This is a genomic window from Chryseobacterium sp. WLY505 (assembly GCF_030846215.1).
GTDB lineage: Bacteria > Bacteroidota > Bacteroidia > Flavobacteriales > Weeksellaceae > Chryseobacterium.
This window is the reverse complement of the sequence record NZ_JAVCWI010000016.1, coordinates 44,288-69,991: the sequence shown is the minus strand read 5'-3', so window position 1 is coordinate 69,991 and position 25,704 is coordinate 44,288. Positions and strand designations below refer to the sequence as shown.

At 37.1% G+C, this 25,704-nt stretch carries 22 protein-coding genes; 10 read left to right on the top strand and 12 right to left on the bottom strand.

Annotated elements, in window-relative coordinates:
• Positions 1-11: 11 nt before the first annotated feature.
• Positions 12-668, bottom strand: a complete 657-nt coding sequence (locus RAH34_RS21395; protein WP_306597480.1) for a MarR family winged helix-turn-helix transcriptional regulator — start codon at positions 666-668, stop codon at positions 12-14.
• 246 nt (positions 669-914) lie between these two features.
• Here RAH34_RS21395 and RAH34_RS21390 point away from each other — a divergent pair, with 246 nt between their 5' ends.
• On the top strand, positions 915-2,426 hold the full coding sequence (locus RAH34_RS21390; RefSeq protein WP_306597479.1) for a serine hydrolase domain-containing protein: 1,512 nt from the start codon (positions 915-917) through the stop codon (positions 2,424-2,426).
• A gap of 103 nt (positions 2,427-2,529) precedes the next feature.
• Here RAH34_RS21390 and RAH34_RS21385 read toward each other — a convergent pair whose 3' ends face one another.
• The 4 genes from RAH34_RS21385 to RAH34_RS21370 all read right to left on the bottom strand — a co-directional run bounded on the left by RAH34_RS21385 (position 2,530) and on the right by RAH34_RS21370 (position 8,285).
• Positions 2,530-3,048: a DUF2911 domain-containing protein gene (locus RAH34_RS21385; protein ID WP_306597478.1), complete on the bottom strand. Its 519-nt coding sequence runs from the start codon at positions 3,046-3,048 to the stop codon at positions 2,530-2,532.
• Between the two features lie 34 nt (positions 3,049-3,082).
• On the bottom strand, positions 3,083-4,774 hold the full coding sequence (locus RAH34_RS21380) for a sodium:solute symporter (RefSeq protein WP_306597477.1): 1,692 nt from the start codon (positions 4,772-4,774) through the stop codon (positions 3,083-3,085).
• Positions 4,775-4,874: 100 nt separating this feature from the next.
• Positions 4,875-7,379 carry a PIG-L family deacetylase gene (locus RAH34_RS21375; protein ID WP_306597476.1) on the bottom strand — a complete coding sequence of 835 codons (2,505 nt, stop codon included), beginning with the start codon at positions 7,377-7,379 and terminating at the stop codon, positions 4,875-4,877.
• Positions 7,380-7,745: 366 nt separating this feature from the next.
• Positions 7,746-8,285, bottom strand: coding sequence for a hypothetical protein (locus tag RAH34_RS21370; protein ID WP_306597475.1), 540 nt, complete (start codon positions 8,283-8,285; stop codon positions 7,746-7,748).
• Positions 8,286-8,528: 243 nt separating this feature from the next.
• On the opposite strand from RAH34_RS21370, the gene RAH34_RS21365 reads away from it, so the two are divergent.
• From RAH34_RS21365 to RAH34_RS21355, 3 genes are all read left to right on the top strand, one after another.
• Positions 8,529-8,762 (top strand): helix-turn-helix transcriptional regulator, encoded by a 234-nt coding sequence (locus RAH34_RS21365; RefSeq protein ID WP_002977873.1) that lies wholly within the window; start codon positions 8,529-8,531, stop codon positions 8,760-8,762.
• A gap of 301 nt (positions 8,763-9,063) precedes the next feature.
• A complete protein-coding gene (locus RAH34_RS21360; RefSeq protein ID WP_306597474.1) occupies positions 9,064-9,921 on the top strand; it encodes an NACHT domain-containing NTPase in 858 nt (285 codons plus the stop codon).
• A gap of 26 nt (positions 9,922-9,947) precedes the next feature.
• The gene (locus tag RAH34_RS21355) at positions 9,948-10,577 is read left to right on the top strand and encodes a hypothetical protein (protein WP_306597473.1); all 630 of its coding nucleotides are present in this window, start codon (positions 9,948-9,950) and stop codon (positions 10,575-10,577) included.
• 190 nt (positions 10,578-10,767) lie between these two features.
• On the opposite strand, the gene RAH34_RS21350 is transcribed toward RAH34_RS21355, so the two are convergent.
• Together RAH34_RS21350 and RAH34_RS21345 are read right to left on the bottom strand one after the other, a co-directional pair.
• Positions 10,768-11,406 (bottom strand): hypothetical protein, encoded by a 639-nt coding sequence (locus tag RAH34_RS21350; RefSeq protein WP_306597472.1) that lies wholly within the window; start codon positions 11,404-11,406, stop codon positions 10,768-10,770.
• Between the two features lie 411 nt (positions 11,407-11,817).
• On the bottom strand, positions 11,818-12,489 hold the full coding sequence (locus RAH34_RS21345) for a hypothetical protein (protein ID WP_306597471.1): 672 nt from the start codon (positions 12,487-12,489) through the stop codon (positions 11,818-11,820).
• Between the two features lie 380 nt (positions 12,490-12,869).
• Here RAH34_RS21345 and RAH34_RS21340 point away from each other — a divergent pair, with 380 nt between their 5' ends.
• The gene (locus tag RAH34_RS21340; RefSeq protein WP_306597470.1) at positions 12,870-13,187 is read left to right on the top strand and encodes a hypothetical protein; all 318 of its coding nucleotides are present in this window, start codon (positions 12,870-12,872) and stop codon (positions 13,185-13,187) included.
• A 44-nt stretch (positions 13,188-13,231) separates the two neighbouring features.
• Complete coding sequence (locus RAH34_RS21335) at positions 13,232-13,402, top strand: lmo0937 family membrane protein (RefSeq protein WP_047433678.1); 171 nt, start codon at positions 13,232-13,234, stop codon at positions 13,400-13,402.
• Positions 13,403-13,472: 70 nt separating this feature from the next.
• On the opposite strand, the gene RAH34_RS21330 is transcribed toward RAH34_RS21335, so the two are convergent.
• Complete coding sequence (locus RAH34_RS21330) at positions 13,473-15,383, bottom strand: amidohydrolase (RefSeq protein ID WP_114821803.1); 1,911 nt, start codon at positions 15,381-15,383, stop codon at positions 13,473-13,475.
• A gap of 487 nt (positions 15,384-15,870) precedes the next feature.
• On the opposite strand from RAH34_RS21330, the gene RAH34_RS21325 reads away from it, so the two are divergent.
• Complete coding sequence (locus RAH34_RS21325; protein WP_306597469.1) at positions 15,871-18,267, top strand: TonB-dependent receptor plug domain-containing protein; 2,397 nt, start codon at positions 15,871-15,873, stop codon at positions 18,265-18,267.
• 242 nt (positions 18,268-18,509) lie between these two features.
• On the opposite strand, the gene RAH34_RS21320 is transcribed toward RAH34_RS21325, so the two are convergent.
• Entirely contained in the window at positions 18,510-19,880 is a 1,371-nt protein-coding gene (locus RAH34_RS21320) for a hypothetical protein (RefSeq protein WP_306597468.1), read from the bottom strand.
• Between the two features lie 512 nt (positions 19,881-20,392).
• On the opposite strand from RAH34_RS21320, the gene RAH34_RS21315 reads away from it, so the two are divergent.
• Positions 20,393-20,869 carry a hypothetical protein gene (locus tag RAH34_RS21315; RefSeq protein WP_306597467.1) on the top strand — a complete coding sequence of 159 codons (477 nt, stop codon included), beginning with the start codon at positions 20,393-20,395 and terminating at the stop codon, positions 20,867-20,869.
• Positions 20,870-20,981: 112 nt separating this feature from the next.
• Here RAH34_RS21315 and RAH34_RS21310 read toward each other — a convergent pair whose 3' ends face one another.
• Positions 20,982-22,652: a lamin tail domain-containing protein gene (locus RAH34_RS21310; RefSeq protein ID WP_306597466.1), complete on the bottom strand. Its 1,671-nt coding sequence runs from the start codon at positions 22,650-22,652 to the stop codon at positions 20,982-20,984.
• A 476-nt stretch (positions 22,653-23,128) separates the two neighbouring features.
• Here RAH34_RS21310 and RAH34_RS21305 point away from each other — a divergent pair, with 476 nt between their 5' ends.
• Positions 23,129-23,647: a GNAT family N-acetyltransferase gene (locus RAH34_RS21305; RefSeq protein WP_306597465.1), complete on the top strand. Its 519-nt coding sequence runs from the start codon at positions 23,129-23,131 to the stop codon at positions 23,645-23,647.
• Between the two features lie 73 nt (positions 23,648-23,720).
• Positions 23,721-23,861 carry a hypothetical protein gene (locus RAH34_RS21300; protein WP_162800955.1) on the top strand — a complete coding sequence of 47 codons (141 nt, stop codon included), beginning with the start codon at positions 23,721-23,723 and terminating at the stop codon, positions 23,859-23,861.
• 340 nt (positions 23,862-24,201) lie between these two features.
• Here RAH34_RS21300 and RAH34_RS21295 read toward each other — a convergent pair whose 3' ends face one another.
• The gene (locus RAH34_RS21295; protein ID WP_306597464.1) at positions 24,202-25,005 is read right to left on the bottom strand and encodes an SDR family oxidoreductase; all 804 of its coding nucleotides are present in this window, start codon (positions 25,003-25,005) and stop codon (positions 24,202-24,204) included.
• A gap of 77 nt (positions 25,006-25,082) precedes the next feature.
• Positions 25,083-25,640: a Crp/Fnr family transcriptional regulator gene (locus RAH34_RS21290; protein WP_114821837.1), complete on the bottom strand. Its 558-nt coding sequence runs from the start codon at positions 25,638-25,640 to the stop codon at positions 25,083-25,085.
• Positions 25,641-25,704: the final 64 nt, after the last annotated feature.

The following is a 25,704-nucleotide window of genomic DNA, read 5'->3' as shown; positions in this document are numbered from 1 at the left end:
TTTACTAATGATCAGTTCAATCTTTTATATGCAACATCTATCAGATCCATGGCTTCAAGGTTCATCCGGTAAAAGGAATCATGAAACTCATCCAGTTTAGAGAGTATGGCTATCAGCAGCATCTGCTCGGAATGCGTAAGATTTCCCACAACTACCTTTGAAGCTTTTCGGATCTCTTCCATATGTTCATCCAGCACAGCAATTCCCTTCTCCGTTATAGCAATATGTTTTGTTCTTTTATCTTTCTGAGAAACCTTTTGTTCTACCCATTCATTTCTTATCAGACGATTGATAATAAGGACACCTGCCGATTTCTCATGTACATTATGTCTTATCAGTTCCATTTTTGTCATCGCTCCTATCGTTTTCAGACTGATCAGGTAAATAAAATCATCCTGGCTTGAAAAAACAGACTTCCCTATCGATCTTGAATAGGTCTTCGCATACCTTCCGATTCTTATCAATAATGTATTGATGATACTATCAGAACTTCTTCCAGATTGCTTCCCGATCCAAAGCGGATCTTCTTCATCCGAATCATCTTTAAAAGAAGCATTGATCCATTGTGTAAACCCATGAAGATTGTTACTATACAATACCTGATCTTCATTTTGTTCCATAAATTCCTGAACGAGTTCTACAGCTGCTTTTATAAGATCAAAATTCATATTCAATAGATTTAGTATACAAATCTACTTAAAAAAGTTTATAAATATACCTTTATCTTATTTTTAGAATGAGATTTATCAACTATTTTTAAGAGATCTGCCAGCATGGCTATTATTTCGCCGATGTATAAAGAGAAAATACCTTTTTGCTGAATTGTAAAAAAAAAATTGATTATAGAAAAAAAAATGTAATAATATTCTATTTTAAAATGTCTTATACGTACAAAACCAATTAAATATTTCTAAATGAAAAAAATACACCTCATCCTACTGCTTTCTTTATCGTTGAATGTTTTTGCCCAAAGTGTGAAGGATAAAATACAATCATTCGAAGACAATCTGCTCAGCTGGGATACCTCGAAAACAAAAAAATGGACGCTCAAAGAAAGAATGGCTTTCTACAATATGAATGCGGTAAGCATTGCGGTCATAAAAGATTATAAGATAGAATGGATAAAAGCTTATGGTTATGCAGACGTTGCTGAAAACAGAAAAGCTACCCAGCAAACACTTTTTCAGGCGGCATCCATCAGCAAGTCTATCAACAGCCTCGGTCTTTTAAAATTGGTTGAACAAGGAAAATTAAGCTTGGACGATGACATTAATAAGTATTTAAAAACCTGGAAATTTCCATACGATTCGGTTTCAAAAGGCAAAAAAATTTCTCTTGCCAATCTGTTGAGCCATAAAGCGGGTTTATCTCTTCATGGTTTCGGAGGGTATCAAAAAGGGAAAGAACTACCTACTCTCCTACAAATTCTCGATGGACAAAAACCAGCCAATTCTCCCGCGGTGCGGTCTGTGTTTGAGCGCAATCTTAAATTTCAATATTCAGGAGGGGGAACAACCATTTCACAATTAATCCTTGAAAATACTACCGGAGAAAAGTATGAAGATTATATGTTGAAAAATGTTTTGACGCCGTTAGGGATGAACGAAAGTTCTTATCATCAACCACCTTCTTCAGATAAAGAAAAATTACTTGCTACGGCTTATAATAATGGAAAAGAAGTACAAGGTAAATATCATATTTATCCTGAAAAAGCAGCAGCCGGTTTATGGACCAACCCCAATGATCTGGCAAAATATATCATCGAAACACAGTTGTCATTAGCAGGTAAATCGAATAAAGTTTTATCAAAAGAAATGTCTGTAAAGAGAATTGAAAATAATTACGGTGTGTTTCTGAATGATTTCAAAGGCACAAAATATTTCGGACACAGTGGTGGAAATGAAGGTTTTGTGTGTTATTATATTGGAAGTGTTGAAGACGGAAACGGTCTGGTTGTAATGACGAACGGTAATAATTTCAAACTCATCGATGAAATTCTTTTAAGTATTGCCAGTTTGAACCAATGGAAAAATTACCCCATTGAGCCTCAAAAAGAATCCATTGCCTTAACCATCAGAAAGGAATGTTTAAAAAATATTGACAATGGAATGGCGTTGTACCAGAAACTGAAAAAGAATAATCCCAATGAATACAACTTCTCCAATGAAAACGAACTCAACGAGCTTGGCTATGAATTTCTAAGGGATCATCAAACAGATGCCGCACTTAAGATTTTTAACTTAAATGTCAGTGAGTTTCCAACGTCGGGAAATGTGTACGACAGCCGTGGTGAAGCTTATTTTAATAAAAAAGAATATACATTATCAAAAAACGATTATCAGAAATCACTGGAACTTGATCCTGCCAATCAGAATGCGAAGGAAATGATTTTGAAAATCAACCAACTTTTGACTACCCAAAAATAAATTACACTTTGTACTACTACGTGATAATAATCTTTACTACCATATCAAAATAATAAACAAAAAATCCCGGATTAACCGGGATTTTCATTTCTTATATTTACATTTATTTGATCTCTACAGGAACTGAGATCTTATCCCAATCCATTGAGAATCCATTATTGTTTATTTTATAGACCAACGCTTCCTGTGTTGCTGGTAAAGCTTTTGTTTTTACATCAACGCGTAAAGCATCTTTAGCTTGCTCGTATTTATAAGCGCCCCATTGTTTTGGCTCTTTGTTAAAAATCGCAGTCCAGGTTCCACTTTGTTTAGGGATTAAGAAAAAGCTGTATTTACCGGCAGGCAGTTTTTTACCCTGAACCATAATATCTTTATCCGTTTCGAAAGTAGTGGCTTCATTAGCACCTGCACGCCAAACTTTATCATACGCTTCCAAACCACCCCAGATTGTACGTCCTTTTACAGAAGGGCTGCTATAAGCAATTGTAATATTTGCATCTTTAATTTTTCCTGTCGCAGTAGCCGGAGGGCTGGCAGGTTTTTTAGTTTCCTGTGCAAAGGCGTTTACTGAAAGCGTCACTGCTGCGAAAAGTACAGTAGCAGATTTAATCATTGTTTTCATAATATCTTATTTGTTTGTTTTTATTATTATTTGCTTACGAATTTACTGCTTTCTGCTTATAAAACAACAATCCGATTGCTGAAAATATAATCACCGCTGCTGCCCCTATCACATTAAGCCAAAGGAAAGAAATGATATCGAACTGATAAACGGCAATGACCGTAATTTCTGAAAGAATTGCAGCAATAAACACATTCGGGCCGTCAATTTTTTTATAGTAAAACGCTACCAGAAAAATTCCCAAGATCGGACCGTAGAAAAGAGAACCTAATACATTAACCGCTTCTATAAGGGAACCCATCTGCGTGGCAAACATAGCTACCCCGATGGAGAAAATACCCCATGCTAAAGTGTGCAGACGGCTGTACTTCAATTCGGTTTTCTCATCAGGAAGTTCTTTTTTAAATAATAAATGAACATCTTTTAATGAACAGGCAGCAAGAGAATTCAGCGCAGCCGAAATGGAACCCCAGCTGGCCAGAAAAATGACGGCAAACAGTAAACCGATCATTCCTACAGGCAACGTATTTTTTACGAAATACAGGAAAATGTAATTCGTATCCGTTTTTTCCGCATTATAGTTTGATTGATTGATAGCCTCCTCTACCCTGCTGTGCAATGCTTTTACTTCTGTCTGTGTATTTTTAAAATCCTGAATTGTTCTTTGGAGTTGAGGAGAATGAGTTTCTTTTAATTTTAAAATTTCTTTCGATTCTGCATTAAATTTTAACTGTAAATCCTGATGCTCTTTTTCAAAAACGGCAGCCTGTTCAGGATTTGCTTCCTTTAAATGCTGATAAGAACGTTCGTTAAAATAAATCGGAGCCGGTTTCAGAGAAAAGAAAGCAAAAAGCAAAGCTCCAATCAAAAGAATAGCAAACTGCATCGGGATTTTAACCAATCCGTTCAACAGCAAGCCCATTTTAGCATTGGTATTGTCTTTCGCAGTGATATATCTCCCAACCTGGCTCTGGTCTGTACCGAAATAAGAAAGTGCCAGAAAAAAACCACCAATCAGGCCACTCCAGATATTGTATTTATCTTTCCAGTCGAATTCTGTGGTGATCACATTAAGCTTTCCGGATTTCCCCGCCAGGTACAGCGCATCATTAAAACCAATTCCATCCGGCATATTCTGAATAAGTAAATATCCTGCAAATGCCATTGTTCCCAGAATAATAAGAAACTGTAATTTCTGGGTGTGAGCGATCGCTTTTGCTCCTCCAATATAAGTGTAAATCAACAGAATACCGCCTGTTAAAACATTGGTTAAATAAATATTCCAGTTTAAAACGCTTGATAAGATAATACTCGGAGCGTAAATGCTGATTCCCGTTGATAACCCTCTGGAAAAAAGAAAAAGCAGTGAAGTAAGTACCCTTGTTTTTTTATCAAAACGGTTCTCCAAATATTCATAGGCAGTGTAAACATTTAAGCGCTGAAAAATCGGGATGAAAGTAATACAGATCACAATCATCGCCAACGGCAAACCAAAATAATACTGAACGAAGCGCATCCCGTCTGTATAAGCCTGGCCAGGTGCCGAAAGAAATGTAATGGCACTTGCCTGGGTCGCCATAATCCCGATAAGTACAATATACCAGGGCATTTTATTATCCGCTTTCAGGTAGGATTCGTTATTTTTTTGGCCACGGCCGATCAATACGCCGTAAACCACCACTGCCACAAGTGTAACAATAAGAACCGTCCAATCTATATTACTCATGCCCAGAATTTAGTAAACCCATAATAAAATACGATCTGTACTACTAATGCAACGGCTAATAGTATGTACCAGATATTCCAGTTTTTAAGTTGTTTATTCATCAGTTTTTCTGTGCAGATAAAAAGTTAAAAAATAAACGGGCAGCCCCCACATTTCCTGCAGGCAACTGTCTGAAAAACGCCAACGGGGTATAAATAAAATTACCTTTCCCGTATCTGGCATATAAAGTAGATCCCTGAAGAGGTTCTTCATCTGTATCATGCATTTCAAAAAGCGGTTCATACGCCGCATCCCATTGAGCAGGGAAATAAGCACCCCTTTCCTGTACCCAGCCTTTAAAATCATCTGCCGTAATTTTGTTCGGAAAGTTCAGTAATTTATGATTGGGATTTAAAAACTTAACTGCAGCGTTTTCTTCTGTAACACGCTTATTGGCAATACTGAAATTGTACATTCCCAATTTGTCAACGGTTGTATCCTGGTTGGTGTTATACTGCATCACCAGATTACCTCCTGCTTTGGCATAGGACCATAAAAAAGGCATCCAGCGGCCCAGCTTTTTCTCAGTGTTATTGGCACGAACCCCAAATACGATGGCATCATATTGTGATAGTTTGTTTTGATTACCGTTTCCACCGGATTCATCTATGTTTCCATAAAAATCTTCGTCTTTCAGGACATCTACCTGAATACCGGCAATGCGCAGGAACTCCGGAATGAAATCGCCGGCACCTTCTATATAACCAATTTTTTTAATCTTCGCCTGGATATCTCCTTTCATTACGATGGCAGTTGAGGGCGCAAAATATTGTAAAGAAGGTAAATGCGGGTACTGAATTAATACTTGTTTTTTATTGTAAGCTACTCCATCTGCCACAAAACTGGCATCCAATGGCAAACGAGTAGAATGTATAGAGGCAAGTTTCGTTTTTGGAATAACGTAATCAACGGTAAAATCTTTCCCATTGACCGAATTGACATCAGTGCTCCCTAATCGTTCTCCGTTATACATAAGGTTCAAAACACCTTTAGTGAAAGGTTTGCTGGAATTCACCTTAAAATTTAAACTCAAATGTAAATCTTCATTTTCTTTGGCCCAATAAAGTGGTTGTGTAAATTTCATTTCCAATGCAGGAACAATACGAAGGGCTTCTACCACATCGCCACGCACCGGATCTAGTTTCTTGAATGATAAAGGAAGCTTAACCTGAAACTTTTCCGAACCGATTTTCAAACCCAGTAAAACATTCAGCGGTGATTCTGCCTCCGGTAAACCAACTAAAGTATCATCAGGAACGGAGAAAGTGGCCGCATTCACGGGAGGTTTTGCCAACCAGTAAGGTTCTGTGAGTGCTGCATCAGCAGGAATCTGAATGTCATGCTGAATGGTGATCAAAGAATCTTTTGACAGTTTTCTGTTGATGTTTTCTGATTGACCTAACCATTGTACATCTTCTAAAACAACAGGATTTACAGCTCTTGAAATCAGATTTAACCTGAAATTGTACTGTTCTCCGGCAACGGCTTCAGCCTGATTGGTAACGGCCTCACCCATAAACCCGGCACAGCTTAAAATAATATGGTCCAGAGATGTAAGTTTATCCCTTTTCTGATCTCCATCTTTGAGTGCCATGACCTTTTTTCGCAAAGCAAGCAAAGCAGGCAGGCTGAGGTCAGGATGATTGAAATTGAAAGCAGAGATAATCTGATCCAATGACTGGTCAATATCAGCGTTTCCTTGTGAAGTCCAGGTTTTAACAACCCCATCGAAAAGTGTTGTTTTTGCAGGCTCACCAATCACGTGGGAAAAATATTCTGTTCTGATCCCGGCTACAGACTGTGTTCCTGCCCCCTGGCTTTTATGCAGACTTCTGCTTAATCCTGCCAATTCACCATAGCCCATTCCCAGTTGTGCATCATATTGCCCAACGGTCACTTTCAATTGATTTTCAGCGGTTGTATTCACTCCACCAAAGCGGAAAGTATTCCACAATACACGTTTTGGCTGCCATACATTAACGTATTTCAGTTGATCAGGGAAAGCCGCTTTATCGCCAGCCAGCTTAAAAGCTTTTTCCGCCACCACAGCAGAAGCCGCATGCTGTCCGTGCCCTGCCGCAGCAGTAGGAGGAAAACGGCAAATGATAATATCGGGACGGAATTTACGGATTACCCAGACTACATCTGCGGTAATGCTGTCTGCATTCCATTGTTTAAAAGTGTCGGTCGTATTTTTAGAAAACCCGAAGTCTATCGCACGGGTAAAAAACTGTTGCGCACCATCTAACTTTCTTGCCTCTAAAAGCTCATGTGTTCTGATTAATCCCAATGCAGCTCCTTGTTCTGTGCCTAATAAATTCTGCCCGCCATCGCCTCTGGTTAAAGACAGATAGCCCGTTTCCACATTCTGATCGTTGATTAGCCAGGAAAGCAATCCCGTATTCTCGTCATCGGGATGAGCCGCCAGGTATAAAACTTTAGGAAGATGCTTCAGCGTTTTGATTTCACGGTAAATTTCAGATGATTTGGAAGGCCGGACCTGCTGGGCCGAACAAAATACCGTATAAAAGCCAAGAATAAATATAGTGCTTACTTTTTTGAACATTTAAATTTGCTTTGCGGCAAATATAAGTAAATCATCTTTCTTTCAACCATAAAAGAAAAAGCATTCGGCAACTCCAAATATTCTCTTATATTTTTCTCAAAATCATAGTATGACAAAAAAAGATAAACGCAAAGTTCATCAACAATTCTCCTTTATTCTAAGCAGGCAAAATGATGCGCTTTGTCGCTGATGAAGCGATACGCTTATCCATACACTTCATCGAATCAACTCTGTTTATTCTTTCCTTTGCTTTCTTACAATCAACAGTTTCAAAAATGTAAGCTTTGCGTCAGAAAAACAGATCAGTATATTAAACCACTGGATCTACCACTTACAATATATTAGACACGAACAACTTTCTTATTCTTACCTGGTCTCAGTCACCTTCTTTTCTCTCCTTCTCTGAAGAATAAGGTGTGCGGCATCCAGCATTTTAACCGTATGAATGTAAGGCATCACAATATTTCTTTCCGGTAGGTTTTCATAGACCCCCATTGAAAAATAGACGATTCCGGACATAAAATAATCAAACTCTTTGAGGGTGTAGGCTCTGAATGCTTTTTTGAAAACCATCAGAGGATTCCGGTATTCCTGCTCCGAAAGCAGACCAAGTACCCACGGGGAAATCTTTTCCGGCTGTGTATCGACCGTCCATTTTCTTTCCTTCAGCATGATGAGGTATCCAGCCCGGATCAACGACCTCATCGATTGATGAAACTCAAAGATCACCGCCGGATCTTCATTGATCCAGCTGTTCCTCTTTACCGCATAATTCATAATGTTGCTGAGCCTTTCTTTGGAAACATCCAGCTCATTGAACTGAAAGAAAGTTTCCATTAGCTGCAGCCCGGAGTGTTTCTTTTCTGCCCGAAACCGGGGATTGAAATCTGTTTTTATCTTTTTCATTGTGTGTATTTTTTATTGTTGAAATTTTCTGAACCATTAAGAGTTTTTAAGGGGTTAAGAATTATTAAGGGTATAGCTGAAGCTATTTTTAAGCGAACTGCTTTATCCATTTTTGATGGATCTTAACTTTACTTAAAACCTTTATTTTCCTTAATGGTTTATTTTTTTATAAATGTAAGAAAAGAAATTCAATTACGGTCGATCGACCGTAATTTTTTATTATTTAATTATTTCATTTGTTCTATGACAGATATAAACGAAAAAATTTGTTCATACATTACAAAAAAATGGTTGATACCTTGGCTTCAGGAAGGCAAGTCACAAAATTCTTTTGCCAAAAATCATGGTGTAGAAGAAAGTACCATTAGAAAAATTAAAAGTGAAGAAACTTACAGAATACCAGTCGAAACACTTTTTAAAATATGTGAAGCAAGAAAAATTAGTTTATCTGATTTCTTTAAACTTATAAATGAATAATCCTGACGAAAGTTGGGATTTTTTTTGGTGAAATTTTCAAAATCTTTAAGAAATTCCGTGAAAATACGGATTAAAAATTTTAAGAGACTCTTTATTTTTGGTGTTTACGGAAAGCCGTAAGAAACTTAACTTATTGATTTATAAATTTGAAAATTTAGATCAAGCTTTAACTAAGATTAAGTCTTAAAATAAATGCCCAAACTTTAAGAAAAAATATAACAGAATTGCTAGGAGATTATGATGAGTTAGGATTTATCGTTATCATTAAATGCTAAGGATTTACCGTATAAAAACATTAACAATGAATGAATTAATTGAAACTTTTTTCAATCACTTTTTTACATCTAAAATATCTAAAATATTAGCTGAAATTATAAATTTTGGTGCCATTTGTACTGCAATCACTTTTATTACTAAATATTTTTATAATTTATTTTTAAAAAGAAAAAACAATCTTAATCTTAAACCTTACTATACAAATACAGTTCTACAATCTGCTAAGAAAAAATATATCCGTTCAAAATGCCAAAATATTGACCCATCAAACGAAATTGAATACAATAACAATTTTGCATTTGCTGTCCGTGAGGACTTACTGAATTTTTTTTTAAAGAATGTTTTTAGAATTAAAGATCCTGAACAGAAATACTATTTAATTTTAGGAGATGCAGGTATGGGAAAAACTACTTTCCTTCTAAATCTATTTAGACTTTATAACAAAAACATTAGACAGCTTATTTTTTCAAATGAAAAAATGAAGCTTTTACCTCTAGGAGAAAGTTTTGATGAATTAAAAAAAATAATTTCTGAAATTCCAAATCCAGAACAAACTATATTGCTATTGGATGCACTTGACGAATCAAATCTTTTTTTTCACGAACAGACAAATAACTACTCCTTGTTTTTGGATAAATTAATAAATTCAGTCTCTCATTTTAAACAGGTAATAATCACTTGTCGAACTAATTTTTTTATAAATGAAAAAGATGAACCATTCGAACTAAAAATAAAAAAATACAATACAGAAGGCAATGGTTTTCACATCATTAAAAAGGTTTACCTTTCACCATTTAATCAAGCCGATGTCAATAAATATCTAAATAATACGTTCCCTTTATGGGAAATTGAAAAGAAAGAAAAGGCAAAAAAATTATTCTGAGTACAAAAGATATTTTCTTCCGCCCTATGTTATTATCCTATATTGATGATTTGGTAAAATTAAATAGAAATGACTTCTTAAAATTTGAAGTATATGAAACATTAATCGAAGCTTGGATTAATAGAGAATCTAATAAATATCTTGAAACTGAAAGATATATTTTTAAAAGTAATTTGTATCTATTTACATATGAGTTAGCAATATCTATTTATAATAACTATAAAGAAAATGGGTATTTTATCAGTTTTGAAGAATCACAAGCAATTGCATTAAAAAATAATATCAATTTAAATGAATTAGAAATTCGCAGCAGAACACTTTTAAACAGAAATTCAAATGGCGATTACAAATTTTCACACAAAACAATACTCGAATGTATTTTATCTTATTTTTCTTTTCTATCAAGAAAAAATATTGGTTTAGATGAATATGAAATCTTTTATGATTTAGAAAATTTTGATTTTGCGAAGGGTTTAGTTGAAGAATTACATCTTAATTATAAGTACAATTTCAAGCTTCCAAATTTTTACGATAGTGATATGATTGCGAATGAACATATTTCTAAAGTAATAAAAGAAAGATACAAAAATAATAAACCTACAATAGTCTGGCAAAATGGATTAAAATATAGAGTTCATTTACAAGATATTGGATAAACTTGCTACCTATTCCCTAGCTCTCCAAAGTCAGGAGACTTTGGAGCAAATAAAAAAAATCTTATTTCATCAGCTTAAAGTTAGGATCATTTTCCATAGCACAAATCAAAAAATAAAAAATCCCAGCTTTCGTTGGGATTTTAAGCAAAAGATATCTAATATATTTACCTTATTTTTTCATCACTCTACCCTAGGATTTTGTGCCTTGCTCAACCGGGGCTTTCTGCAAAATTTGTATTGCTCCGGTAGAGGTATTTCCATAAAGCTGAATATAAATATCATCACCATTTGCTCTTCTAATGACATACACTTTTACGGGTTCATTCCAATAATCTATGGAGCCTTCTTCGCCGAAGTATTTGGCATCTTCTTTTATTCTGTCAAGCTCTTGCTGAGAAACTTTACCATCAAATATTTTTACACCACCTGCTTTTGTAATAGCATCGTCATAGCTTTTCAAAAAATAGGGCAATGACCATTCTTCTGTATTACCTTTCGCATTAACTACATATGTTTTCCATACTTTTCCTTCTATGGGTGTCATTACGCCGTTAAGTGGAAAACACAGCATGTCAAAGCTTCTTTGTACCGGTTTGTTTTGAAAGTCCAGTCCTTTGGGAAAACTGAAAAAGGGAAAATCTCCTACTTCAGCGGTGGAAACCGGCAAAGAGTTGATATCAAATTGATGTGTTTCTCCCGAAGATTTTTCTGAGGCTGTCGTATTTCCTATGGCGACAGTATCCTTAGCTGCCTCTGTTTTCTGTTCAGTCTTTTTGTTGCAGGCAGCAAGTAAAGCGCCTATTGATAGAATAATCAGTGTCTTCTTCATTTTAATAAATTTAGTTTTTGGGTGTATAATTTTTTTAAAATAGTGAAAGATAAAACAATACGAATCCTTCTTCATCAGAATCGTTCTGTATATTTTTATCCTGTACTATTTTTGCGGCACTAACTTACAAATAAAAATAAGGATGGAAAATCCCTAATTTTAAGGAGTTTAATGAATAAAAAGATAATATACTGATGATATTTGACGGAGATTTTTATTTTTGAAACTGATAATTTTTAAGATAGCAAAAATGTAGAATCAACTTTGCCGATTCTCAAAACGCATGGATAAGCGCACCGCTTCATGAGCGACGAAATCGAAGCCCTGACCTCACTTACAATACAACGAAATGATCAATGGACTTTGCATTAAAAATAATTCCGGATACGAACTGATGAAAGATTTAAAAACTTATGTCTTCCTAATTTCATTCCGCGTCAGACTGATATAATTAAACATACAAAACGTCGCCACCGCCCCGAAAGTATGCCATAAAAAGTGCGTTCCGAAGCTGAACCATTCCCATTTATCAGCGATCCGGAAGGTCAGTGCAAACACAAATGACAATACAGCAAAGCCCACCCATTTGCCAGCTTTCCATTGGGTATACATCAAATACCTTAGTACCGAGAAAACTACAAATGAAGCCATAATGGCATAATTGACATTGATAAAAAGAGAAGGGTTATCTGCCAGAATCCAGTTTCTCAAACCTACCATAAGTGCTGTATATACCAGAACCAGGACAACAGCATAATACCATCGGGTACTCTGCGCGATAAAATAAAAACCGGCAGACAGACAGAGCAGCATAATAGGCAGCCAATCCATCATGATAAATACCGGCCATTGTCTGAAAGAATGGTAAACCGTTCCCCCAATGGCACCAATATATAATAAAACCAGGCAGTAGCTTAAAAAAGGATATTTTTTAAAATTCCCCTTCATTTTGAGAGTCCAGAAAATGGCGATGGCTAAAAATAACAGGGCTGTTATGGCATTTAAAGGCTCAGGGAAAAACTGAGACATATCTGTTTCTTTATATAACAGGCCTCCGTCCGGAGGTATTAGGTTTACTGGCATTGTCTTTTTTTATAATATTTACAGGCATGTTTAGAGTGTACAATACAAACACAAGCCATTTTTCTAACTATTAGTAAAACATTTACTTACTTCTTATAAATATAGAAAAAATTATAGCATCCTATACCTGGATGTGCCGGTTATATTTTATAAGACAAAAAAATAAACCATTTTATTATTTCCGAATAGTAAGACAAAGGCTATTCCGGCCATTAAAAGCAAACCGGAGAAATGCACTGAAAACGGATCAAATCCGGGTCTGCCAGCTACTCCTTTCCGTGTAATCAAAAGAACAGAAAATACTGATCTGCTTAAAAAAGTACCACATTTCTGTCCAATGGCAAAAAAATTGTAATTATTTAAATCAAAATAACAATCGTATGAACAATATCGTAAAAATTACATTGGCTCTTGCAGCAGGAAGTTCTTTGCTTTATCTGGGCCTGCGAAAAAAAAGTAAGAAAAGTAAAGTTTATCTTGCTCCTGATGGAAACACTTATAAAGAAAATCAGATTTACCGTACTTACGATAATACACTTTATAAGAACGGCAAGGAGTTTCATTATTCCATGCCTCAGACAGATAATGATCAGTATTCCAATAAAAATTACAGCAGTACCATTGACAATGTTCAATCCAACTATAAAACTGATCATAAAAGCACCCAATATCACCATAAAGGGGTAAGGCATCACTAAGAGAAACCACCTATACATAACACTAACCACAAAAAAATAATATTATGAGAAATTTACTATGGCTTGTTGCAGTAATCTGCATCGCTGTCTGGCTTCTGGGAATGCTTGGCATAATTCCGGGTATGGATACAGGAAGTTTAATTCATACACTTTTGGTTGTTGCCATTATTGTAGTTCTGATCAATATTTTTACCGGCAGGAAGCCTCTTAACTAAAAGAAAAAAAATCAGAGCAGCAATAATCTGCTCTGATTCTTTTCTGATCAGCAAATATGTAAAAAACAGACTACGAATTATCTGAAAAAAGCATATCTTTTTCAGTGGCTGTTTTTACGGCTTTATCATTCACATACACAGGTATACCGCCTACCCAGGTTTCCAGTACCGGAATGTCTCTCATTTTCATGTATTGTAACGAAGGGGTATTTAATGAAAGAGGATCCTGTTCCAAAATAACAAAATCAGCAAAGTAGCCTTTGTTTAGGGATCCCACCCATTTGTCTGCATAGCACTGCCAGGCAGCATCATAAGTAACGGCAATCAAAGCCTGTTCCGGAGTAATACGTTCCGCACTGTTTAAGACTTCAATCTCGTTTGGATTTTTCTCCATAATTCTGGTAATCGACTGTTCCATCATTCTCAAAGGACCTAGAGGGCTCACCTCATTATCGCTGTGAAGGGTAATTCTCATCCCTGCCGCAAGCGTTGAACCACAAAGATCAAGCATTTGTGCCTTTTCCCCGAATATCACTTCTTTAAAAGCATATCCCCAGTAGCCTACGTGGCCGATCAGGAAACTTGGGGAAACTCCCATTTGAAGCATATTGGTAATTTGCTCTGATGTAAGCAGTGAGCAGTGCTCTATACGGTTACGAAGCTCCCGTCCTCTATATTGAGCCAAAGTACGCTGATACGCATTAATGGCAAATGTTACCGCCTGATCTCCATTGGCATGAACCATCAGCGGCCAGCCTTTTACAGCGACCACGCTGTTGATTAATGTATTATAGCCCGGCGGAATCGTATGGGCAGGAATACCTGTCTGCGGAAAATTAAATACTCCGGTATTGTTGGCAGGATTACACAGATAAGGAGCACTCTGATACCCTGTCAGTCCCTGGTTGGAGCCATCTGAAACCACTTTAATATGCCCATAATATACAGGTTTATAGTGTTCCGGCTCTTGATAAGGCTCCAGGTTGTCAACATCTTCCTGGCTTGAGCAAAGATACGCGCCGCCAGTTCTTACCCGTTCGGGGTGAGTTTCGAAATATTTGGTTAAAAGTATTTCTGAACCTTTATTCAGTCCGGCATCATACATAAAAGTAACGCCTCTTGAATTGGCTGTATTGAAAAGTTTCGTAAGATACCTGTTGATTTCTATGCTCATCGCAATGATCTGCAGCTTTACCGTCTTCAATGCAGGAGTCATTTGTAAGCCTTCCTGCAGCTGACCTTTGGTCTCAGCTATATAATTTTCAACGGTTTTATACTCGTTACTGATATCGGAATTATTTTTAAATACATATTCCAGCGCCTTGGTATTCAGATAAAGAGTGTGCATGGAAGCACTTAACAGCATCATTTCTGTAGTATGATTAATACTGTCCAGTAATATATTATCAATGGTTATTAATTCTTTTTTGCCGTCTTTCTCCTTGAAAGGCATTAATGACGGGTCTAGTCCTCTCCCTAAAATAACAGTTCCCGGAATTTTAGGAATATGATTGTTGATGATGGTTCCCACAGAGTTTAAGTCATAGACCGCTTTTAAATTCTGTCCTTCAAAAGGACTAAGATCCAGCCAGCCCTGCATCATTGCTGTTGGAACCATATGAACATGAGGCTCTATCAGACCAGGGAGTAAAGTTTGAGCACCGGTCAGCTCTTTTCTTTGAAACCCCTGATAGTTCGCTTTCATGTATTCTTCCACCTGGTCTTTTGTACCGGTTACCACTACTTTTCCATCAGCGATCCCAACAGATTCAACGGTAGCAGTTGATCCTCCAATCATAGGGCGGATAATTCCTCCGCTTACCATCAGCGTCTGGGGTTTTTCGTGGGTTGCCTTTCCGGAACCAGGATTGAGTTTCGTCATATTTTCTGCACTGAAAATTTCTTCTTTCAGAACATCCAGAACAGGATTATGGCAAGAGCAATGAGTGCAGCCATGTGTGTGATTGTGTGATTTTTCCATAGGAATAATTGGATTTAAGGATTTGTTTAAGCTTAATTTTGTTGGTGTTGTTTTTTAATCAGGCTTTATCCTGATCTGCATAGAAATGCAGGCCTCTCATCAGATGAGGCTAACGTATCGGTTAAATGAAAGAGAATTTTTAAGGCACTAGGTTAGGTTGAATTCGGGAACGTGAATAAATTTCATATATTTTCATGTTTTAGTTTATTTTATAAAAATAATAAAAATATTCATTCAAAATATTTTTTATCACTCAATATTGATTAATTTTAAGTGTCTAAAATTTTAATTTACAGCACATTCCTTTTTAATTCACGATCCCACATGAGTATTTTCTAATGCTACATCATGCACTGCGTCCTGATATTTCCGGCATTAAAAACATTATTACTTTCTTTTCTCTGTTGTGAAATAACTTCTTAAATATCAATTCCGGAAGTCTATAAATGACTACATTAGCGAAGAATTAAAATGCGCTGAGATTTTTATGAAAAATATGTTCTGTGTATTGCTTCTTTCGATGGTACAACCTGTACTGGCGCAAACCAAACTGGAAAAAGCAATTGCTAATCTTGAGAATAATTACGGGCAGGAGAAAGTATATGTGCTCACCGACAAATCGCAATATGCAGCTGGTGATAAAATCTGGTTCAAAAGTTTTGTGTTTGACGGATACAACCGCTCCACATTATCCACTACCTTGTTTGTTGAGCTGTATAATTCTGATAAAAAATTAATAGACTGGAGAACCGTACTTCTTACAAATGGTGAAGGAAACGGGGATTTCCAGCTGAAAGAAGACCTTCCCGAACAGGTTTATTTTGTGAGAGCTTACACTCCTTACATGACCAATTTTAATGAAGATTTCCAAATTGTTAAAACAATTCCGGTTTACAATCCAAACTCTGCAGAATCACTGGTCATTGCAAAAAGCTCCGACTGGTCTGCCAAAGTTTTTCCGGAAGGCGGAACTTTCATTAACGGTACGCCTACAAAATTTGCTGTCAGGTTATCTTCCGGTTCTGCTCTCCCGGAAAACTGGTCCGGAAAAATAATAGACAGCCAGAATCCTAACAACCCTGTAGCTACATTCAAATCTTTTGATAAAAATGTGGCTTCTTTTAAGATAACTCCTGTTTCAGGAAAGAAATACCAGGCTATCATTCAGGATAATACCGGGAAAAGTAAAACAGTAGATTTGCCACAGGTTGCAGACAGCGGCCTGAATATAGAAGTTTCAAGTTCCAAAGAAGGGATAAAATATAATATAAAAGGTGTTAATCTGAAACAGCAGCTTCAGGGTTATAAAATTGTCGGACTCATCAATAATCATCTTGCCTACAGAGCCAATATCAACCACCTTACCAATGAAGCATCAAGTCTTATTCCTACAAAAATCAGTAACGGCGCGAATGGCATTTTGCAGTTAATAATTTTTGATGAGCAGGACAATCCTGTTGTACAAAGGCTTTGTTTTATAAAACCCGGTAATTTAAAGATAGAGAAAGCAGAAATAGTAGGCCAGAGCTTAAAACCAACGCCAAGAGCTTTCAACAGTATTGATCTTTCTCCGGAATCTTATTTCAAAAATTATACAGTTGTGGTAAGTGAAGATAATGGTACCCCAACTCCTGAGGATGAAAATATTCTGAGCAGTCTTTGGCTAACGGGAGATTTTACCACAAGAATAGACAGCCCGGCACAATACTTCTCTAAGAATGCCAATACCGAAGCTTTGGACGCTCTTCTTATTTCTGAAAACTGGAAAAGATTCGACTGGAACACTGTACTCAGCGGAGCTGCGCCAGCCATTAAAACCCAGTCTCAACAGTATCTTTCCTACAGGGTAAAACCTGTTAAAAATAATGCACTTCTGGTCAATACAACGGTCAATTTATTATCGAAATCGGGGCAGAACCAGCCTGTATTCAGTCAGTTCAAAACAGATCAGAGCGGGTATATTTATTTAAACAACCTCAACAATCAGGAACCTCTGGAAATTTCAGCCTTTGTGAATTCAGAAAATAAAGAATCAGGAAATGATGATTTGTTTGTCACCATAGAACCTTTAGTTACGCCTACAACCTTCAAAGGCAATTTTCCTGCTACAAAATATACGTTGGTAAAAGCTGATAAAAATAAAGTTCTTCCTTCAACTATTTCCAGAGCCATCAATACTCAGAAAAATATAAAAAAGAAAGAGAATAATGATATACAGATCCAGGAAGTCGCTTTAGTAGGAAAAAAGAAAGATCCAAAAGCTGAACTGGATAAACAGTTGTCCAGCGGAATGTTCAGTTCTGTTAACTCTACCGTATTCGATTTCGTGAATGAAGATCAGAACACTTCGGGATACACCAATATTTTAGACTGGCTGCAGGGAAAAGCTGCCGGCTTAACATTTCAGAGAAACAACTCAGGGGCTAATGTACCTTATATCCGCGGCCAGCAAGCTAAACTTTATTTGGATGAAGTACCTACTGACCCTACCATGATTTCCAGCCTTCCTGTGAATAATATTGCAATGGTAAAAATCATTAAGGCATCAGGATTGGTAGGTGATGCCGTAGCCATCTACACCATGAAGGGCAATATGCAGGCTAAAACCAATGAAAAAGAAACGAAAAAGAACAACTCATCCATCATCAAAGGCTATGACACCCCTTCAGAATTCCCTATTGAAATGATAGATGATGATGCTCCGGAAAAAATTGAAAATGATACCCGTGAAACACTGTACTGGAATCCTAATTTATTTGATAGTGATTATGTTCCGCCAAGAATTAAATTCTTCAACAACGACAGTGCAAAACAATATAAAATGTTAATCATAAGCTTTGATGAAGATGATAATATTCTTTATGACCAACAGGTTTTAAAATAATCCTTAAAAAGGTTTTGAAAATAATAAAAGAGACAAGTCTAAATACAGACTTGTCTCTTTTTATGACATTGTATGAATTGCCCATATTTTCCAGCATGGCAAATCAAACATTCTAAAAACAACAAAATATCCTTGTCAAGGTTTAAAACCTTGACAAGGATGTCTGCATAAGCCCCTTTGCCTGAAAATTTATACCAGACAGGCAAAAAACTTATTTTGTATTTCAATAGAGATCCTTATGATTAAAAAGGAGTGTAAACAACAGACATTGTGGCTCCCATCTGTCTGTACGATCCGCCTTTATTACATGCGCTGTACGCATGAAATTGCTCTCCAGCATTCAAAATAAAAACAGCCGTAATATTGGTATATCCATTGCCTAAATAATTAGATCCATACTGTTGGGTAAGCTTGTCTCCCCCAGTATTCCTTACCCCAACAGTTACGCCTCTGTAATGGCTTTCATCTACTGTTCCCTCAGGAACCTGGTCGAAATGTGCCGTAATGTTTATAGTGTATAATCCAGTTTTGGTTGCCTGAAAGGTACCGTTATCTATTCTTGTGAGATAAGCATTATTAGAAAGATGGGTATTCTCAAACCACATGATGGCTGCAGAGCCATCTGCCAATTTTAATGAAGGTCCTGTTCTTGTTGCTACCAAAACACTGGCTGGCGCTGTAATATCTACTTTTTTAGCAACCCCGTTAGCATCCAATGCCATTAACATATCTGTACTGTTCATTGTGGATGACGGAACCCCTCTGAATCGTACATTTCCGTCCACATCAAGCTTTTGCGAAGGAGACATTGCATAATTGGTATCATTACGTCCTATTCCCATGTCTCCGTTTTCATTAACGACAACAGCCGGCCGGTCACTGGTAGAAAATGTAAGAGCTGAAGAATTGGTTAACCCGTTTCCCCAGTAATTCGCTTTTATACCTGCCAATGGAAAATTAGCTCCCGCAATCTTTCCGTTAAAGGACAATTTTCCAAGCTCTGCTCCGGAAGATAAATTATTGACAGCTGTTCTTTCCAGATTAATTAATGGAGCACTATTGGTTGACTGCACTTTCAACTGATTACTGTCAGCATTGCCGTTTTCCTTTATATGCAACGCTGTATCAGGGGATTCTGTCCCTATTCCCACTCTTCCATTGTCTTTAATAACAAAATCGGTGTATAAAGATCTGGCAGTTCCTGTAGAAGCTGCTCCTAATTTTACCATTGTATTGGCGGGATCATCAATAAAGGCATCTGTCGTAGGATCTCCTACAGCGACAGTTCCTGAGTTCAACTTTTGCCAGCGGTTCAGATTGCTGTCAAAATAAAAATACCCCGTGCTGGTTACTTCTGCTGTCTGTCCGGCAGGAGCCGTATCGGCAGCTGTTACATACACCAATGCTCCCTGTTGTTTTTGGGTGTATGCTTTTGCCCTGAGTTGTGCTCCCGTAATTCTGGGAGCAATAATACCATCAAATACATTTGTGGAGGTGGGCTTACCTACGACGTCCAGGCTGGCCTGAGGATTTGGTGTATTAATACCTACTTGCGAGAACACCTGAAGGCTTATTAAAAAGCTTCCAAGTAATAGAATTTTTTTTTCCATCATTTGATCATTTTGTTGGCGCAAAAGTAATGAGATAAGAGACATACCAACAATATGTACATACATCAAAAATGCATTTTTAACAAATTATACATACATCAATGATGCATTTATCCCTTGTATACGACATATAAGCTGGCTGTATTATTAATCTGTTGTAAACGTGTTCTGACTATGGATTTTAAAAAGTGACAGATCTGATTCTGTTTTCCTCTTTCATTTTTTGTACAAATTCCTCATCTGATTTTTTAGTATTCCAAAGCAAACATTAAGAACAACAAAAGGGTCTAAATTTTTTTTTGATCAGAATAATCTATTGCCCTATCTTCTGTACGGAAAATATCTTTGCTAAGGTTTAAAATCCTGACAGGGAGGAAAACAGTACTTTAGTTTTTTTACTTTAGCCCTGTTAATCTCTGGAGATTTTTTATGTCAGGAACAACGGGAATTTCAAAAAAAACATCATCTTTCAAAAGAAACTCTCAAATATTCCGTTTAATTCTTAAATTTGGCTTATGCGAAAGAATCTTTATTTCATCATTCTATTATGTACACTTACCAGCTGCTATACCTATCAGGTAAAAAAGCCCGCAGATCCGGCTCCTGCTGCTAACAGCAATCAGGGCGCTAGAAAGAATACCGACATAGCGAATAATACTTCTTCTCAAATGATGGGTACAATCACTGCCGCTCCAAACCTTGGTGCACAGCCAGCTCCTGCACCCGTCAATATTCAGGAAAAACTGGCTGCCGGTAAAAATGTCAGAATTGAAGTAGATAGCAAGAGTTATAAAATCATTGTTGACCGTTGGGAAGGAGACAGTCTTGTGGCCCATCCGGTACGTAATGCTAAAAAAAGTCTGAAATTCCATAAAAACCAGATCAACAGCGAGAGAATTGCAGAGAAACGTTTTTCACAGCCTATCGCAGATATTCTTACTGTTACAGCTTATGCTGCCATTGGAGTGGGAATCTATCTTCTGGTCAAATAGGTCCCAACCAAAAAAGTCTGAAAAATTGACAGAATAAAAAAACTCGAATTAAAATATAGCAAAATAGACTGCCTTGTTGAGACAGTCTATTTTATTATACTTATTTTGTTGTTTAAGGCCAGATTACCCCAGATTGTTTAGGGCTTGTCCATGGTTTTCCTGCAGGGCTTGTTCCCGGATGGGCAGCAAGGCATTCACTTACCCATGTAGCACCTACAGCGTGCGATTTCACTTTTTTCACAGAGCAATAGGTAGTGCCGAGGTTATCTTTATACAGCTGATAGTTGGGATAAGCTCCTTTAGCAATGAATTCTTCATCACCAAGAAGTTCAACATCATCACTCACCTCAGCCGGATAATCCACAATAGCACCAAGAACCCATGCTATGGAATCTCTGTTGTTACCTGCCACAAGACTAGGTGGAGGGCTGAGTGTGATCTTGATTGTAGATTTGGATTGGTCTACGGAGATAGAAGATGAATAAGTAGATTCTTTAACGCTTGCCAATGGAATTCCTAAGAAAGAAAGCGTGGCTGAAGAAGATTGCTCAAAAGTTTTTTGAATACTTTTATAATCTTCACCTGTTACCGTGATTTCTACAGTAGGATAATTGGAAATCGCTACTCCATTCAGTAACCCGAAAGGTCCTTCAGGTCCGAATTTCATCCCCGGATCCGGAGAAAACTTATATCCTGAGATATGTTTTTCTTCCTCTTTGTCACGACTGTTGATCTGTGCTTTACGGATAGGATCAAACCATGCCCAGTACATATTGCTGGCAATATTAAAATCTTTTGGTCCAAAGTTCACAAGAGTAACCCCCGTAAACATCATGGATATTTGGATGGAGTTTTTGCTTGTCGCAATATCTTCACTGAAATAATTGGCATTGCCTCCGATTCCCAGCGTAAAGAAATCAAAGATAGGAATAGAAAAACCCGTTTTCCCTTCTACGGAAACCCGGAAACGGCTATCAGATTCACGGCTTACTTCCATATCGATCTGAGCAGTCTGAGAAGTATTTTTAAGACCATTTAAGATCTGGTCAAGCGGCGTGGTCACCTCAAAGGCCGGTAAAACACTGTCATCATTCAGGAGCAGTCCCCCATTTTCTTTTTTAGGATTCTGTACATTCTTCAATGCTTTGGATAAGTAGCCATTGTTCATTGTCACATTGTTCTGCAAAGATATCGTGGCGCCCAGCGCATCCAGATAATTGGCCAGCACAGGAATAATAGGTTTGCCGCTTGCCGGTGTCTTATTCAGTAATGCATCAAGGTTATCACTCTTCTGAATCTGGTATAAAGTAGTAGCCGGATTAGCCCATTCTGTAGCAATTTTATCCATAATGATATCAATAGGCTGCATAGTATCAGTAGCGGGAGGAAGTGTGTTATAAGCAGCTACCCACGCATTAAGTAAGGCCATTTGCTGATCTGTAGCTCTTGTATGCGCATCGTTCAGTACAGCGGTATCTTCTACAGATAAGGAATAGTTCACTTTTGAGAAAGCGTCAATAAAGTAATTGGTAAATACCTGGTCCAGCTGGACAGGCTCAGTACTGGCTCTAAGATTGGAAGAGATCCAGTCATACGTTTTCTTATTAAACTTCAGGTTAGAAGGGTCCTGCCAGTAATAAGGAAAATTTCCTTTTCCATTAATAGTAATTGCAGACAGGTCTGTACTTAACACACTGGCAAGAATATCATTGGCTCTGTCTTTCAGTTCTGTAATAATTTGTGCTGCTTCTACAAAGGGAGCAACATTTTCTGGATTTTTCATGATAATAATATTGGGTATGGTTCCTACTCTTTTCCTGGCTTTTCGGATGCTGCCGTTGTTCAGGGTTTTGAAGCTTCTTTTGAACATACCAAAGTAACGATGAAAAAAAACCGGATTTCAGAGTATAAATTTCCGATTTTGAAGCCAGGTATTTGTACTGTAGACGATAGGCATTTGTACGTATAAAAAACAACGCATCATTTTAACCATAAGCTTCTGTGAAAATATGCGTTATCTCTTGGAAAATATAAACCACAAAAGTCACAAAAGTTTTTAAGTATTTTAGTAAGATGAAGAGCATATCATCACACTGAAGAAGTACACATAAATTTTTAAAATGCTTGAGAATAAACAATACATTATTTTAAACATCAACATCTGTGAAAATCTGTGCCATCTGTGGGAAAAATAAATCTTCTGTAATTTAATTTTTAAAGATCAGACCACTAAGCAAATAGCGTAAATAAATTCTATATTTGAAAACCAACCAACACCTATCTCACACCATGAAAGATATTCAATACGATATTAAACTCAGGCCGACTGTAGTGGAAGATTTAGAAACTCTTTTTCAGTTTCAGCTTGATGATGAAGCGAATCATCTCGCTGCATTTACATCCAAAGATTCAGCGAATAAAGAAGCCTATATCGCCAAGTTCACCAAATTACTGGCAGACCCCACAGTGAACAACCAAACGATCATTGCCGGAACAGTGACCGTTGGAAGTATTGCCAGGTTTATCATGGAAGGTGACGCAGAAATCACCTATTGGATTGATAAAAATTTCTGGGGAAAAGGGATTGCCACAAACGCTTTGAAAGATTTTCTCACCCTTGAAACCGCAAGGCCCATTTTTGGACGGGTTGCCTTTGATAATCTCGGCTCACAAAAGGTGCTGGAAAAATGTGGTTTTGTAAAAATCGGTACCGATAAAGGATTTGCTAATGCCAGACAAAAAGAGATTGAGGAGTTTATTTACAGACTTGATGATTAAAAGAAAACGATATTCGTCTGCATAGGCTATAAATGAATTATTCGTATCTTCGATAAAACTAAAATCTATCATCATGAATTACAAAGTACTCTCCAATTTTATTTTAGAGAATTTAGAAAAGGAAGTTAACGACTACATCCTCCGCGGCTGGAAACCTCAAGGCGGAATATTCGTTAATGCCTCAGGATTCTACCAGGCCATATCCAAAGTATAGTACACCTTTATCATCTTGCTGCTGAGGATTAACTGTCCATGACTGTAATTAAAAATCAAACTCCAGGCTTCTCTTTTCGTGGAGTTGGAGGGAATCGACCCCTCTTCTGAACTTTCCTGGAAGAAGGGACTCGAACCCTCAGCAGATCATCAGATCTGCCTCACAAAATATTTCCATTTCTCAGATACCTGACTCATAATCAGGTAGCCGTAAACTATTCTCTGTAAGGATGTAATATAAAAAACATCCATTTTTAACTGCCCATTATCCATTCAACTTTGCAACAGCAAAAATGATAAATGCCACCTAAAAATTTAAACTACAGTAATTGCGATGCATATTAACCAAAAAAGCGTTCATTCATCTTATTAATTACCGTTTCTATACCTTCTTTTCTCAGCCATTCATATTCAGAAGTTGCCAGTTCACCAGCAATATAATGAAGCTGCTTTTTGTTGTCTGTAGCGGCTTCATACACGATATCAGCAATGGTTTCAGGAGCATCCCGTTTGGCAGATGAATCCGTTCTCATGGCTGTTATATATTGATTAAAAACAGGCTGGTAATCGGGATGGGAAACCATTTGCGCATTGCTTCCGAAATGGGTCTGCATATAAGCAGGAACTACTGTTTTACTCCTGATCCCCCACTCTTTCAGTTCGTAACTCATTCCTTCTGTCCATTTTTCCAATGCAGATTTTGTGGCAGCATATACGGAAACAAACGGGTAAGGAATATTGGCAGTAGATGATGTTATGGTAATAATTGTTCCATTTTTTCGGGCTCTTAAATACGGAAGAAATGCCTTTGTTACCAGTAGTGTTCCTAAGAAATTGGTATTGATCTGGCTGGCAAGCTGTTCATCTTCAATTCCTTCAAAAGGTCCCATAAGTCCGTAAGCAGCATTATTAAGGACTACGTCTACCGGACCTATTTTTTCTGCTTCTGAAGCAATGCCGGAAATCTGTTTCGGATCACTGATATCTAATTTCAGGAGATGGATGTTGGGAAATTCTGTAAGTTCAGTTTCCTTTTCGGGATGCCTCATGGTAGCAATTACCGTCCAGCCTTTTGAGGCAAATAGTTTGGCGGTGGCTTTTCCCAGTCCTGATGAAGAGCCGGTAATGAAAATTGTTGGGTTCATTTTTTATTATTTTAGATTGATATTGCAAAGTTGCAACGATAAAAAAAGAACCTGTTTACCATTTGGTAAAAAGCATCTTACCGGATATTTTTTCTGATTCTGCTTAATGACTGCTGGGTAATCCCGAGATAAGAAGCAATGTAAGACAAAGGAATACGATTGACCAATGTGGGATATTTTTCCATAAATTCCAGATAGCGTGTGGTAGCATCCTGAGAAACTAACGGACTTACTCTCTCCAGCTTTTGGGCAAGGGCTTTATTCGTCACTTTTTGAATAATATTTTCCCAGTCGATAATGGTATCTGAAATTTCTTTCCAATCCTGATTAGAAAACACCAGCAGTTTACAATCCGTAGCGGCCTGAATATATTCTGTAGAAGGCACATTTTTCAGATTGAAGAGCAAATGTTTTTCTTCAATAAAGATCTTGGTAATTTCTTCCCCTTTATTGTTATAATAGCAGATACGAATGATCCCGTCAAGAATAAAACCTACCTGCCTGAGGACTTTTCCTGCTTCTGCAAAATACTCATCCTTGCTCAGCTCAATCTCTTTTGCTTTGCTTGTGATGAGGTCTATCTGCTGCTGGTTCAAATGACCAAACTGCAGGATATATTCTATAAAATCTTTCATGATAACAAAGTTAGCCATTATCATCTGGGCGTATTTACCATTTGGTAAAAAATGATGTTATTAA

Excerpts from the sequence above, each read along its gene's own strand:
- RAH34_RS21395 (WP_306597480.1), bottom strand. The coding sequence starts at position 668 with ATGAATTTTGATCTTATAAAAGCAGCTGTAGAACTCGTTCAGGAATTT.
- RAH34_RS21390 (WP_306597479.1), top strand. The coding sequence starts at position 915 with ATGAAAAAAATACACCTCATCCTACTGCTTTCTTTATCGTTGAATGTT.
- RAH34_RS21385 (WP_306597478.1), bottom strand. The coding sequence starts at position 3,048 with ATGAAAACAATGATTAAATCTGCTACTGTACTTTTCGCAGCAGTGACG.
- RAH34_RS21380 (WP_306597477.1), bottom strand. The coding sequence starts at position 4,774 with ATGAGTAATATAGATTGGACGGTTCTTATTGTTACACTTGTGGCAGTG.
- RAH34_RS21375 (WP_306597476.1), bottom strand. The coding sequence starts at position 7,379 with ATGTTCAAAAAAGTAAGCACTATATTTATTCTTGGCTTTTATACGGTA.
- RAH34_RS21370 (WP_306597475.1), bottom strand. The coding sequence starts at position 8,285 with ATGAAAAAGATAAAAACAGATTTCAATCCCCGGTTTCGGGCAGAAAAG.
- RAH34_RS21365 (WP_002977873.1), top strand. The coding sequence starts at position 8,529 with ATGACAGATATAAACGAAAAAATTTGTTCATACATTACAAAAAAATGG.
- RAH34_RS21360 (WP_306597474.1), top strand. The coding sequence starts at position 9,064 with ATGAATGAATTAATTGAAACTTTTTTCAATCACTTTTTTACATCTAAA.
- RAH34_RS21355 (WP_306597473.1), top strand. The coding sequence starts at position 9,948 with ATGTTATTATCCTATATTGATGATTTGGTAAAATTAAATAGAAATGAC.
- RAH34_RS21350 (WP_306597472.1), bottom strand. The coding sequence starts at position 11,406 with ATGAAGAAGACACTGATTATTCTATCAATAGGCGCTTTACTTGCTGCC.
- RAH34_RS21345 (WP_306597471.1), bottom strand. The coding sequence starts at position 12,489 with ATGCCAGTAAACCTAATACCTCCGGACGGAGGCCTGTTATATAAAGAA.
- RAH34_RS21340 (WP_306597470.1), top strand. The coding sequence starts at position 12,870 with ATGAACAATATCGTAAAAATTACATTGGCTCTTGCAGCAGGAAGTTCT.
- RAH34_RS21335 (WP_047433678.1), top strand. The coding sequence starts at position 13,232 with ATGAGAAATTTACTATGGCTTGTTGCAGTAATCTGCATCGCTGTCTGG.
- RAH34_RS21330 (WP_114821803.1), bottom strand. The coding sequence starts at position 15,383 with ATGGAAAAATCACACAATCACACACATGGCTGCACTCATTGCTCTTGC.
- RAH34_RS21325 (WP_306597469.1), top strand. The coding sequence starts at position 15,871 with ATGAAAAATATGTTCTGTGTATTGCTTCTTTCGATGGTACAACCTGTA.
- RAH34_RS21320 (WP_306597468.1), bottom strand. The coding sequence starts at position 19,880 with ATGATGGAAAAAAAAATTCTATTACTTGGAAGCTTTTTAATAAGCCTT.
- RAH34_RS21315 (WP_306597467.1), top strand. The coding sequence starts at position 20,393 with ATGCGAAAGAATCTTTATTTCATCATTCTATTATGTACACTTACCAGC.
- RAH34_RS21310 (WP_306597466.1), bottom strand. The coding sequence starts at position 22,652 with ATGAAAAATCCAGAAAATGTTGCTCCCTTTGTAGAAGCAGCACAAATT.
- RAH34_RS21300 (WP_162800955.1), top strand. The coding sequence starts at position 23,721 with ATGAATTACAAAGTACTCTCCAATTTTATTTTAGAGAATTTAGAAAAG.
- RAH34_RS21295 (WP_306597464.1), bottom strand. The coding sequence starts at position 25,005 with ATGAACCCAACAATTTTCATTACCGGCTCTTCATCAGGACTGGGAAAA.
- RAH34_RS21290 (WP_114821837.1), bottom strand. The coding sequence starts at position 25,640 with ATGAAAGATTTTATAGAATATATCCTGCAGTTTGGTCATTTGAACCAG.